General features: G+C 39.7%; 15 protein-coding genes and 1 pseudogene. 5 read left to right on the top strand and 11 right to left on the bottom strand.

Annotated features, from left to right (window positions below):
* The 9 genes from rpsS to ftsY all read right to left on the bottom strand — a co-directional run bounded on the left by rpsS (position 1) and on the right by ftsY (position 6148).
* On the bottom strand, positions 1–276 hold the full coding sequence (rpsS, locus tag DQN49_RS01115; protein ID WP_005539416.1) for a 30S ribosomal protein S19: 276 nt from the start codon (positions 274–276) through the stop codon (positions 1–3).
* 25 nt (positions 277–301) lie between these two features.
* A complete protein-coding gene (rplB, locus tag DQN49_RS01120) occupies positions 302–1123 on the bottom strand; it encodes a 50S ribosomal protein L2 (protein WP_005652371.1) in 822 nt (273 codons plus the stop codon).
* 17 nt (positions 1124–1140) lie between these two features.
* Positions 1141–1440 (bottom strand): 50S ribosomal protein L23, encoded by a 300-nt coding sequence (gene rplW, locus DQN49_RS01125; protein ID WP_005632756.1) that lies wholly within the window; start codon positions 1438–1440, stop codon positions 1141–1143.
* Positions 1437–2039: a 50S ribosomal protein L4 gene (gene rplD / locus DQN49_RS01130; protein ID WP_005652369.1), complete on the bottom strand. Its 603-nt coding sequence runs from the start codon at positions 2037–2039 to the stop codon at positions 1437–1439. Before rplD ends, rplW begins: the two co-directional genes overlap by 4 nt.
* A gap of 15 nt (positions 2040–2054) precedes the next feature.
* Positions 2055–2681, bottom strand: coding sequence for a 50S ribosomal protein L3 (rplC, locus tag DQN49_RS01135; RefSeq protein ID WP_006995470.1), 627 nt, complete (start codon positions 2679–2681; stop codon positions 2055–2057).
* A gap of 16 nt (positions 2682–2697) precedes the next feature.
* Complete coding sequence (gene rpsJ, locus DQN49_RS01140) at positions 2698–3009, bottom strand: 30S ribosomal protein S10 (protein WP_001181005.1); 312 nt, start codon at positions 3007–3009, stop codon at positions 2698–2700.
* Positions 3010–3328: 319 nt separating this feature from the next.
* Complete coding sequence (gene ftsX / locus DQN49_RS01145) at positions 3329–4261, bottom strand: permease-like cell division protein FtsX (RefSeq protein ID WP_006995468.1); 933 nt, start codon at positions 4259–4261, stop codon at positions 3329–3331.
* A 9-nt stretch (positions 4262–4270) separates the two neighbouring features.
* Positions 4271–4927, bottom strand: a complete 657-nt coding sequence (gene ftsE / locus DQN49_RS01150) for a cell division ATP-binding protein FtsE (RefSeq protein WP_005648452.1) — start codon at positions 4925–4927, stop codon at positions 4271–4273.
* An 18-nt stretch (positions 4928–4945) separates the two neighbouring features.
* Positions 4946–6148, bottom strand: a complete 1203-nt coding sequence (gene ftsY, locus DQN49_RS01155; RefSeq protein ID WP_032826258.1) for a signal recognition particle-docking protein FtsY — start codon at positions 6146–6148, stop codon at positions 4946–4948.
* A 96-nt stretch (positions 6149–6244) separates the two neighbouring features.
* On the opposite strand from ftsY, the gene rsmD reads away from it, so the two are divergent.
* Together rsmD and trmL are read left to right on the top strand one after the other, a co-directional pair.
* On the top strand, positions 6245–6826 hold the full coding sequence (gene rsmD / locus DQN49_RS01160; protein WP_006995466.1) for a 16S rRNA (guanine(966)-N(2))-methyltransferase RsmD: 582 nt from the start codon (positions 6245–6247) through the stop codon (positions 6824–6826).
* A gap of 9 nt (positions 6827–6835) precedes the next feature.
* Positions 6836–7318: a tRNA (uridine(34)/cytosine(34)/5-carboxymethylaminomethyluridine(34)-2'-O)-methyltransferase TrmL gene (gene trmL, locus DQN49_RS01165; protein ID WP_005666214.1), complete on the top strand. Its 483-nt coding sequence runs from the start codon at positions 6836–6838 to the stop codon at positions 7316–7318.
* A gap of 48 nt (positions 7319–7366) precedes the next feature.
* Here trmL and DQN49_RS01170 read toward each other — a convergent pair whose 3' ends face one another.
* Both DQN49_RS01170 and DQN49_RS01175 read right to left on the bottom strand, forming a co-directional pair.
* Complete coding sequence (locus DQN49_RS01170; protein WP_223395640.1) at positions 7367–7783, bottom strand: glycosyltransferase family 25 protein; 417 nt, start codon at positions 7781–7783, stop codon at positions 7367–7369.
* A gap of 534 nt (positions 7784–8317) precedes the next feature.
* Positions 8318–9022: a LexA family transcriptional regulator gene (locus DQN49_RS01175; RefSeq protein ID WP_006995464.1), complete on the bottom strand. Its 705-nt coding sequence runs from the start codon at positions 9020–9022 to the stop codon at positions 8318–8320.
* Positions 9023–9198: 176 nt separating this feature from the next.
* Between DQN49_RS01175 and DQN49_RS01185 the strand changes: the two are divergent.
* The 3 genes and pseudogenes from DQN49_RS01185 (at position 9199) to DQN49_RS01195 (ending at position 11913) form a co-directional block, all read left to right on the top strand.
* A pseudogene (locus tag DQN49_RS01185) lies at positions 9199–9478 on the top strand (helix-turn-helix domain-containing protein).
* A 43-nt stretch (positions 9479–9521) separates the two neighbouring features.
* Entirely contained in the window at positions 9522–11504 is a 1983-nt protein-coding gene (locus DQN49_RS01190) for a Mu transposase C-terminal domain-containing protein (RefSeq protein ID WP_065246979.1), read from the top strand.
* A gap of 10 nt (positions 11505–11514) precedes the next feature.
* On the top strand, positions 11515–11913 hold the full coding sequence (locus tag DQN49_RS01195; RefSeq protein ID WP_032826255.1) for a hypothetical protein: 399 nt from the start codon (positions 11515–11517) through the stop codon (positions 11911–11913).
* The last annotated feature ends 19 nt before the right edge of the window (positions 11914–11932 follow it).

The raw sequence follows: 11932 nt of genomic DNA on the forward strand, positions 1-11932 counted from the left end.
TTATTTCTTAGCTTTCTTATCTGCCGCGTGACCGCGGTATGTACGAGTCGGTGCAAATTCACCAAGCTTATGACCGATCATTTCATCAGATACATAAACAGGAACGTGCTGACGACCATTATGGACTGCGATGGTCAATCCGATCATTGATGGAATGATCATTGAACGACGGGACCAAGTTTTGATTGGTTTTTTATCCCCGCTTTCCACCGCCTTCTCTACCTTCTTCAACAAGTGTAGGTCAAGGAAAGGACCCTTCTTGAGAGAACGTGGCATGGCTAATCCTCTTTAATTTAATCTATTATTTGCCACGACGACGTACGATATATTTATCAGTACGTTTGTTGTGACGAGTTTTCTTACCTTTAGTTTGAACGCCCCAAGGAGTTACTGGGTGTTTACCAAAGTTACGACCTTCACCACCACCGTGTGGGTGATCTACTGGGTTCATTGCAGTACCACGAACTGTAGGGCGAATACCTCTCCAGCGGTTAGCACCAGCTTTACCCAATACGCGAAGCATATGTTCTGAGTTACCAACTTCACCGATTGTAGCAACACATTCAGCTAATACTTTACGCATTTCACCAGAACGTAAACGTAAAGTTACATAGTTGCCTTCACGTGCGATGATTTGTACATAAGCACCAGCAGAACGAGCGATTTGACCGCCTTTACCTGGTTTTAATTCAACGTTATGTACTGTTGAACCAACTGGGATATTACGCATTGGTAATGAGTTACCCACTTTAATTGGTGAGTTTATGCCAGCTTGAATTTGATCGCCTACTGACAAACCTTTAGGTGCTAAAATATAACGGCGTTCACCATCTTTATAAAGCACTAAAGCAATGTTAGCAGAACGGTTTGGATCATATTCTAAACGCTCAACAACCGCTGGGATGTCTAACTTGTTACGTTTGAAATCGATTAAACGGTAGTGTTGTTTGTGACCGCCACCAATGTGACGAGTAGTAATACGACCATAGTTGTTACGACCACCAGTTTTAGATTTAGTATCTAGAAGAGGTGCGTAAGGTTTACCCTTGTGTAATTCAGGGTTCACGATTTTAACAACGTGACGACGACCAGCGGAGGTCGGCTTACATTTAACGATAGCCATTCTCTAATTTCCTCCGATTACTCTGCACTGTCCACGAAGTCCAAGTTTTGGCCTTCGGCTAAAGTTACATAAGCTTTTTTCCAGTCGCTGCGACGACCCATTTTGTTACCACGGCGTTTAGTTTTACCTTTAACAACCACAGTACGAACTGAATCTACTTTTACTTCAAATAATTGAGCAACCGCAGCAGCAATTTCAGCTTTGTTCGCATCTAAAGCAACTTTAAGTACAACAGTGTTAGATTTTTCAGCATTGTTAGTTGCTTTTTCAGAGATATGTGGTGCACGTAGCACGCTTAGCAAACGTTCTTGACTCATGCTAGGATCTCCTCAATTTGTTTCACAGCATCAACAGTAACAATCACTTTATCGAAAGCGATTAAGCTAACTGGATCGATACCTTGAACATCACGTACATCAACTTTATATAAGTTACGTGCGGCTAAGAATAGATTTTCATCTAAACTTGCTGTGATAATTAACGCATCTTCAACGGCTAAATCTTTTAATTTTTGTACTAAAACTTTAGTTTTTGGTGCATCTAATTCAAATTTTTCCACCACAACCAAACGGTCTTGACGAACTAATTCAGAAAGAATGCTTTTGATAGCACCACGGTACATTTTCTTGTTCACTTTTTGGCTGTGATCTTGTGGTTTAGCCGCGAAGGTTGTACCACCAGAACGCCAGATTGGTGATTTGATATCACCAGCACGAGCACGACCTGTACCTTTTTGACGCCAAGGTTTTTTACCTGAACCAGACACTTCAGCACGAGTTTTTTGTGCACGAGTACCTTGACGCGCACCTGCTGCATAAGCAACAACAACTTGGTGGATCAACGCTTCGTTAAACTCACGTCCGAAGGTAGTTTCAGAAACAGTGAGTGCGTTTGCACCTACAACTTGTAATTCCATCTCTATCTCCTAGACTTATGCTTTAACTGCTGGCTTAACGATAACATCGCCATTGATAGCACCAGGTACAGAACCTTTTACTAATAGCAATTTACGCTCAGCATCTACACGAACAACTTCAAGTGATTGAACAGTTACACGTTCAGCACCTAAATGTCCTGCCATTTTTTTACCTTTAAACACACGACCTGGTGTTTGGTTTTGACCAATAGAACCAAGTACACGATGTGATAAAGAGTTACCGTGTGTAGCATCTTGAGTACGGAAGTTCCAACGTTTAACACCACCTTGGAAACCTTTACCTTTAGAAGTACCAGTAACATCTACTTTTTTAACATCTGCAAAGATGTCTACATTGATTTCTTGACCTAAAGTGAATTCTTCACCTTCAGTACGAAATTCCCATAAACCGCGACCAGCTTCAACACCTGCTTTCACGAAATGGCCTGCTTCAGGTTTAGTTACACGATTCGCTTTTCTAGAACCAGTAGTAACTTGAACTGCAGTATAGCCATCGTTTTCAAGAGTTTTAACTTGAGTTACGCGGTTGGCTTCAATTTCGATAACGGTAACTGGTACTGACACGCCGTCTTCATTGAAGATACGGGTCATACCAACTTTACGACCGACTAAACCAATCATTGTAATAACCTCTTAATTAACCTAGGCTGATCTGCACGTCCACGCCGGCAGCCAAATCTAAACGCATTAATGCATCAACAGTTTTTTCTGTTGGCTCTACGATATCTACTAAACGTTTGTGAGTACGAATTTCGTATTGGTCACGTGCGTCTTTGTTTACGTGTGGAGAAATCAACACGGTGAAACGCTCTTTACGAGTTGGTAAAGGAATTGGACCACGAACTTGTGCGCCAGTACGTTTAGCTGTTTCTACGATCTCCGCAGTAGATTGATCGATCAAACGGTGATCGAAAGCTTTTAAGCGGATACGGATTCTTTGGTTCTGCATTAGACCAGAGCTCCAATAAAATTTAGCTAATAAAAAAACTAACACCAATCACAATTCTAACTTCAAAATAGAAAAGGAGGTGCAAGTTACCTGTTATATAGTCTCCAAATCGGAAACATTGTTAGCCTGACATATCGTCATGCCCGTTCAATAAATGATTACATTAAACGGCTCTCATATTGAAAGCTTGTGAATGCTACACAAAAGTTAAACAAATTGCAAGGAATTTATTCAAAACAAATAAAAAGTGCGGTTATTTTTCTCCATATTTCTCTTTCAAAAAATATATTGAACAATAACCGCACTTTAACACCTTCAATTAATAACGATTATCTAACACCGACAAATGCCGTTTTGCAGAAATCCACGCCCCAACATAGCCCATAATTAAACAGCACACTAATAAGAATACAAATTCGCCAACGCCTAATCCATTCAAACCGAATTGGACGGCAAAAATATCCGTTACATATTTCACCGCAGAAGTAAAATAGCTGATAATAAAGCTACTAAAAATTGCTGCAACTAACCCACCTAACACAGCATAAATCATCCCTGTATAAAGATAAGGACGAAGGATAAACTGATCTGTTGCACCAAGTAATTTCATCACATCAATACTTGATCGGCTACTATACACATCAGAGCGAATACTGTTACCAATAACTAAAAATACCGCTATCGTCATTAATACAGTGCAGAAAATTGCCACATGGGCGATTAACCAAGAAAGTGCGGTTAATTTTTCCATCCAATCGTTATCTAAGCGAACTTCTTGCACGCCTTTAATTTTATTTAAATTGGTTCGTAATTCGTCACGTTTTTCTGAAACATTAAATTCGCTCGTCGGTTTTACTATAACGACCGCAGGCAATGGATTATCATCTAAAATTTCTAATTCTTCGCCAAAGCCAGACCAGCTTTTAAATTCCTTTAAACTTTCTTGACGAGAAACATAATTCAGTGATTCCACGCCTTTTTGCTGACGGATTTTCTCTACCACTAAATTCGCGTTTTCCTCACTTAAATTTTTATGAAGATAAATAGTCAATTCACTTTCAGGATAAAATTGAGTGGTGGCTAAATGCAAATTTTTCCACATTAAATAGCTCACAGTCGGGATCGTAAGCGAAACGGCAATCACTAAAATCGTGAGCAGCGTGCCAAATTTACGTTGCCACAAATCCGCCCATACTGCACGCAAAGTATAGGCTGTTTGAACAAAAACAGATGCATCCGTTGATCGGCTCATGATTATTCCTTAATAACGTAAATAACCTTGTTCAAGCACAAGACAAGGTTTTGGTTTTTGTTGAATTAAATTAATGTCGTGAGTAGCAATTAACACGGTCATTCCTAGACGATTAAATTCTTCAAACAAATTAAAAATCCCCACGGAAAGTTCATCGTCTAAATTACCCGTTGGTTCATCTGCCAATAAGAGTTGAGGTTTATGCACAATCGCACGCGCAATATCAACGCGTTGCTGTTCTCCGCCAGAAATTTGCGGTGGCAAATAGTGGGCTTTATTACGCAATCCTACACGATCTAAAGATGCCATTGCTCGAGTATTCGCATCTTTTGGATGCATACCTGCAATAATCAACGGCAATGCCACATTTTCCACCACTGTACGATCTGTTAATAAACGATAATCTTGATGAACCATACCAATTTGGCGACGCAGAAATGGAATTTCATATTTTGACAAGCGAGTAATATCGTGTCCGTTAAACCAAATTTGACCTGCGTTGGCTTTTTCCATCCCCATAATAAGCTTGAGTAATGTACTTTTCCCTGCGCCTGAATGCCCAACTAAGTAAGTCATACTTCCCACTGGAAGATGAAAATTCAAGCCTTGTAACGCTGGCTGCGTTGCACCATGATAGGCTTTAGAAACATTTGAGAACTTAATCACAATTCTTCCTTATTCTTTTTATTCTTCTTCATGAACGAATAATGCCTCAATAAATTCTTTCGCATTAAACTCACGTAAATCTTCAATTTTCTCGCCTACACCGATATAGCGAATAGGCAACTTAAACTGATCGGCTATGGCAAAAATCACACCGCCTTTTGCCGTGCCATCTAATTTTGTTAGAGAGATTCCTGTTAAACCCACAGCCTCATTAAATAACTTCGCTTGGCTAATAGCATTTTGTCCCGTACCAGCATCCAGCGTAAGCATAATTTCATGTGGCGCAGTTTCATCATATTTTTTCATAACACGAACAATTTTTTTCAGTTCGTCCATTAAGTTATTTTTATTTTGTAAACGACCCGCCGTATCCGCAATAAGAATATCAATATTGCGTGCAGCCGCTGATTGCATCGCATCAAAAATCACAGACGCAGAATCAGAACCCGTGCTTTGCGCAACAACTGGAATATGATTGCGTTCTCCCCAAACTTGAAGCTGCTCAACAGCCGCTGCGCGGAAAGTATCACCTGCTGCGAGCATCACTGATTTTCCTTCAGCCTGAAATTTACGTGCAAGCTTACCAATTGTCGTTGTTTTACCCACGCCATTTACGCCCACCATTAAAATCACATAAGGTTTTTTCGTGCTATCAATCTCTAAAGGTTGTGCTACTGGCTCAAGAATATCCGCCATTTCTACTTTTAATTGTTGATATAAAAGCTCGGCATCTTGTAATTCTTTGCGACTTGCATGTTCAGTCAAATTTTTGATAATTTTACTTGTTGTCGGCACGCCAATATCCGCAATCAAAAGTTGTTCTTCTAATTCTTCAAACAACTCATCATCGATTTTCTTTCCTAAGAAAAAACCACGAAAACCCGCGCCAATATTTTGTTTAGTTTTCAGTAATCCCTTAACTAAACGACTAAAAAAGCCCCCTTCACTTGGTTTTTCGCGAGTTTCAATTTCAGCAACAGGCTGAAGATCATCTTCTAACTTTTTCGCTTCGATGATTTCTTCGACTGCCTCAAGTGCGGTTGAAATTTCCTGTATTTTTTCTTCTTCGACTAAATCATGAGTTTCAAATTTTTCAATAGACGACTCGATATCTTTTATCTTTTCTTCTTCAATTATCGGCTCAATTTTAGGTTCATCTTGCTTTTTATTACGCCCAAATAATGATGCCCAAAATCCGCCTTTTTTATTTTCTTCAGCCATAAAATGCTCTCTTAACTGTAATCCGATAAAAATGTCGTTCATTCTAGCAAAAAATCGTCTAAACTAAGCACAATTTTCAATAAAAATCGAATCTTTATGAAAAAAATACAAACGCCAAATGCAAAGGGCGAAGTTCGCATTATTGCTGGACTATGGCGAGGGCGAAAACTTCCTGTATTAAATTCTGAAGGCTTACGCCCAACTGGCGATAGAGTGAAAGAAACGCTTTTTAATTGGTTAATGCCTTATATCCACCAATCTGAATGTTTAGATGGCTTTGCGGGGAGTGGTTCGTTAGGTTTTGAAGCACTTTCTCGCCAAGCAAAAAAGGTGACTTTTTTAGAATTAGATAAAACCGTTGCCAATCAATTAAAAAAGAATTTACAAACACTCAAATGCTCATCAGAACAGGCTGAAGTGATTAATCAAAGTAGTTTGGATTTTCTAAAACAGCCACAAAATCAACCGCACTTTGATGTCGTGTTTTTGGATCCACCCTTTCATTTTAATTTGGCAGAACAAGCAATTAACTTGCTTTGTGAAAATAATTGGCTAAAACCCAATGCGTTAATTTACGTAGAAACAGAGAAAGACAAACCACTCACCACGCCTGAAAACTGGACGTTATTGAAAGAAAAAACAACGGGAATGGTGAGTTATCGTTTATATCAGAATTAGAGAAAAATTATGTTAGATATTGTTTTATATGAACCAGAAATCCCACAAAATACTGGTAACATTATTCGACTTTGTGCCAACACAGGATTTCGCTTGCACTTAATTGAACCTCTTGGTTTCACTTGGGATGATAAACGCTTACGCCGCTCAGGTTTGGATTATCACGAATTTGCGGAAATCAAACGCCACAAGACTTTTGAAGCCTTTTTAGAAAGCGAAAAACCCAAACGCCTTTTTGCACTTACAACAAAAGGCAGCCCAGCCCATAGCCAAGTGAAATTTGAACTTGGGGATTATTTAATGTTTGGCCCAGAAACTCGTGGCATTCCGATGTCAATTTTAAATGAAATGCCGATGGAACAAAAAATCCGCATTCCAATGACAGCCAATAGCCGCAGTATGAACTTGTCTAATTCTGTTGCAGTAACGGTTTATGAAGCGTGGCGACAATTAGGCTATAAAGGTGCGGTAAATTTACCAGAAGTAGAATAAACAAAAAAGTGCGGTTAAAATTTAATAAGATTTTTAACCGCACTTTTATTATTTAAATGGAACTTGTTTTCCGAATATCCGTTTTTTTATTCTAATTAGTTCATTTTTTATTTTAGCTAAAGGTTTAGCGGGAATTTGGTTTTTATGCACTTTTTCCCTACCATTATGCAAACTACTCTCAAAATAATTTTCATCATGCAGAATAAAACTTTGAGCGCATATTGCAGGGGAAAGTTGCATAACTTTATAATCTTTTTTGCCTAATAATTCATCAAAAATTAGAGTATCAATAGCAAGATAAAGTTGTTTATTTCTTATGTTATTCAATAAATATCTAGCACCCTTAGCTGTGATTGAATAGCCAGCCATTCCAGTATGTTTGAATTTCAATCGGGAAATATTTCTATTTATGGGGTAGTGACAATATTTGCATAAGGAAAAAGAAAAAATTTGGTGGGAAAAAATTGGCTGAAGCCCCTGTTTATGGGGCTTTGGCGTTTTTAGGGGGAAAGTTTATGCAAAAATGGAAAATGGTGGGGATTGGGGGAAAATGGTCGAAAATTGGGTTTTATTTTGCATAAAAGTTGGCGGTGAATTGTTAGGTTTTAAACATTTTTAAAAATTTAAAGTTCATTTTAAAGTTAGTTTAAAACGGCTTTAAACTGAATAGGTCATTGAGTTTTGCTACTAAGAATTTACCTTAAATTTCTAACCAGAGACGATAACTTAGAAGCTAACTTACAAGCTCACTAAATAGAAAAGGCGGTTTCAGTGGCAGAAATCGCCTTTTTTTGTTAGTTTTTGGGGCGATTTTGGTGCGTTTAGATGAAATCTAGCGGTTTGTTGTGTGTGATTATGGGTAGAATTTGCGAAAATGCGCCATTATTTGGCGGTATTTGAAAGGAACACAGACTTCCTTGCCTTTGTGCTTTAAAATATTAAGAAAGTGCTTGTAATGCGGTTTCTGTGGATGTTACCGACATTGATGTCGGCGACATATTAGAAGTCACGATAGCCACGCACGACTTGCCCTATCACAATCAAGTTATTGGCTTGTTCTGCGTTGAGTTCTATTGGTGCGTATTCTGTGTTTTGGCTGATGAGTGTGATGCCGTTGTAGGTAATTTGCACTTTCTTCACTAGCATTGCACCTTCATTATTTAATACAAAGATTTTTCCGTCTTTTAATTCCTTTTTCGACCGATCTACAATAATCTCTTCGCCGTCTTTTAGCGTTGGATACATGCTATCGCCACTTACTAAGAACATTGCACAGTCTTCCGCTTTTAAGCGACGTGAATCGAGCCAAGCCTTTTCTACTTTGGTGGTTTGATAAGGTTTATATTCATCGTTAAAACCACCGCCACCGGCTGAAATTCGCACTTCTCGGCAGTCTTCAATCACAGAAAACGTTTCGTCATTACTTGCTATTAAATTAACCTCAGATTTCTTTGCTTGTGGTTCTACTCCATCCATATTACCCACGCCAAGGGCTAACCAATCAAGGCTTACACCGCCTGCTTCTGTAATTTTAATCAAATTTGTTCTAGATGGATCCGCTTCTCCTTTTACCCATCGCGCAAGAGATGCTTGTGCAACCCCAACTGCTCTTGCAAATTCACTGTAATTATTCTTAAAGCTCTTTTCAGCAATCAATTTCATTCTATTTGAGAAGTTTTCATCGTAAATGTTAGGCTTGCTCATGTTTTACGGTTTCCTATTTCATTCATCTTCCGTAAAACAAATATCTAACGCATTGATTTTATTAAATGCAAACCTTAAAGCGAAAATATTTCGAACAAATTTTAGTTTTACGGTTGATTTGTTTAAAGTTTTACGGTTTAATACACGCATTGGATACATAAAAGGAGGTGTATTTAATGAGTGTATTAAGCGACACAAAAAAAAACCGCTATATGCGATTGGCATCGTGCGGATATTTTGGCTGCGTTGCGTAAAAACGGGTGGTCTTTACGTTCTTTGGCTGAAGCTGGGAACGTGAGTTACAACACATTAAAGACCGCACTTGATAAACCCTATCCGAAAATGGAAAGACTTATCGCTAATGCGGTCGGTGTTGCCCCTGAAGAAATTTGGGCTGCACGTTCTCAGGAACGAATTGAACGTAACCGAAAACCTGTTTTAACAAATAAGTTTTAATCTTAAAGGAATTTAAACGTAAAAGAAACAAAAAGGATTATTTATGAACGAAATTTCTTTAAAAACACATTATCCGATAGCGGAATTATTAAAACTTAAGCTTTTAAACATGCCTACTGCACATAAAAATGCACTCGCATTGTTTGAACGTGAAAATGTGGAATGGCGTAAACGTGAAGGAAAAGGTGGGGGCAAAGAATATGCTCTTTCATCAATGCCACAAGCCTTACAAGATGAAATTCGTAACAAATTTGCAGCTTCTATCGTTAAAGCCAAACCCAAATCTCTTCCCGCCAATCTCCGTCAGGTGGAATTAAAAACTTTAACGGAAAAACAACGTGAAGTAGCAGGGGCAAGAATGGCGTTAGTTGCTCAAGTGGCACAGCTTGAACAAGCCCAACCTCGTTACAAGGCGATTAAGTTTTTTTGTGAACAAATCAAACATGGTGGCATTTCTTCTGATTTGATGAGATTGGTTGAAACCGCCAATAACAAGAAAGGAAAAAATCGCACTTTATCTGACCGCACTTTGAATCAATGGGTGTTGGATTATGAAAAGGCGGATACCCCTGAAGAACGATTAAAAGCCCTCGCACCAATGCAACGGGTGGCGAAAAAGGCTGAAGAAATTGTGTGGTTGCCTGACTTTTTGGCGATATATCGCCAAACCAATGGCATCAATGTGGCAGAAGCCTATCACTATTTTCGGCTGGAATGGGATGCACGTTTTGCAGACGAGCCGTTACGTTTAGAAATGAAACCGAGTATTGACCAAGTTCGCGCTGCGTTGGCGAAATTGCCAAAACACATTAAGGAAATTGGTCGTAAGACGGGTTCTGAACTCCGTGCTCTTAACACTTATGTTAAACGCCATTGGAGCGTGTTGCAGGTGAATGATGTGTGGGTGGGTGATGGCCATGCGATGAAATTGAAAGTCGCCCATCCTGAACACGGTCGCCCTTTTATTCCTGAGGTGACATTAATTATGGATGCCTCTTGCCGCTTTATTGTGGGTTGGTCGGCTAGTTTGGCGGAAAACGTTCTGGCAGTGGCAGATGCCTTGCGTTATGGCGTGGAACGCTACGGCATACCCGCAATTTATTACTCCGATAACGGTGGTGGCGAGAAAAACTGGATGCTTGATGGTGATATTACGGGGATGTTGCCACGTTTGGGGATTAATCACCAAACAGGGATTCCAGGCAATCCACAAGGGCGTGGGATTATTGAGCGGGTGCATCAAACGATTTTATATCGTATCGCTCGCCAGTTTGAAACCTATCACGGCACAGGGGCAGACCGCGACACTATTCGACAAGTGAGCACAGCAGTGATTTCACTGGATAAAGCAAAGCGTAAAGGTGCGACACAACTAACGCCAAAACAACAATGGGCAGTGGGTAAATTGCCAAGCTGGAATCAGTTTTTACAAGCCTGCCAAGAAGGCATTGATGAATACAACAATAAACACGAGCACAGAGAACTAGGGGGAATGACACCTGCACAAAAACGCCGTCAGTTGATGGAAAAAATGAACCCTGATGATTTGGTCTTTGTTACGCCAGTGGAAGCAAGGGATTTATTCCGCCCAAGTACATTACGTGTGGCACAACGTGGTTGGTTACAACTTTTCAATAATTATTACTTTAGCGCGAAATTGCTCGATGTTGATGGGCAAAAGGTGCAAGTGATGTTTGATATTCATGATCCAAGCCAAGTGATTGTGAGAAAGCAAGACGGCACTTTTGTTTGTTATGCCGAATTAGATGGCAATAAACGTGATGCCTTCCCAATGCCGTTTGTTGAGAAAACACGTCAAGAGCGTCATGCACGCCGCGCGAAATTGAAACAAGAACAGCTTGATGAGATTAATGCAGAACTTAACCCGATTATTACGATTGACCATCAGCAAGGTTTTGAACTGTTACGCACAAAACCGAAAGCCAAACAGGAAGCTACCCCAATTTTCTTAACCAAAGCGGACAAAGAAGCGTGGGAACAAAGAAAAAAGTTAGTGAATGAATAAGGAGAACAAGATGAAGAATTTTATTGAAAAAGAACGTAAAGCGCGCGCCAAAAGACGATTTAAACGCGCTAAAACGTTGATTAAAAGAGATTGGTCGAAAATAAACGATTTCCCAGGTTGGATTTTGACCCCTAGTGGCGTTGCCCCAAATTTAGCATCGCAATCAACGGCTCTAGATATGAATCAAGGTACGCCTTCATATCCGTCGCAACAAAATCAGGCACATCAGTGCTTTGTAACAAAAGACGAAGCTGATCGTGCGAATCGCCCTGAAATTGAAGCAGCGCAAGTTGATCCTGCTCGGCAAGTTGAACAATTAGCGAGCGAATTAAAATCTGTTGTACAGCAAGCCGACCGTTTAGGGCAGAAAGTTGTTGCTGTAAGTCTTCGAGTTGAGTTTGCGACATAAGGCTCTCCTTGGTTTAGGT

Source organism: Haemophilus aegyptius (assembly GCF_900475885.1).
GTDB lineage: Bacteria > Pseudomonadota > Gammaproteobacteria > Enterobacterales > Pasteurellaceae > Haemophilus > Haemophilus influenzae.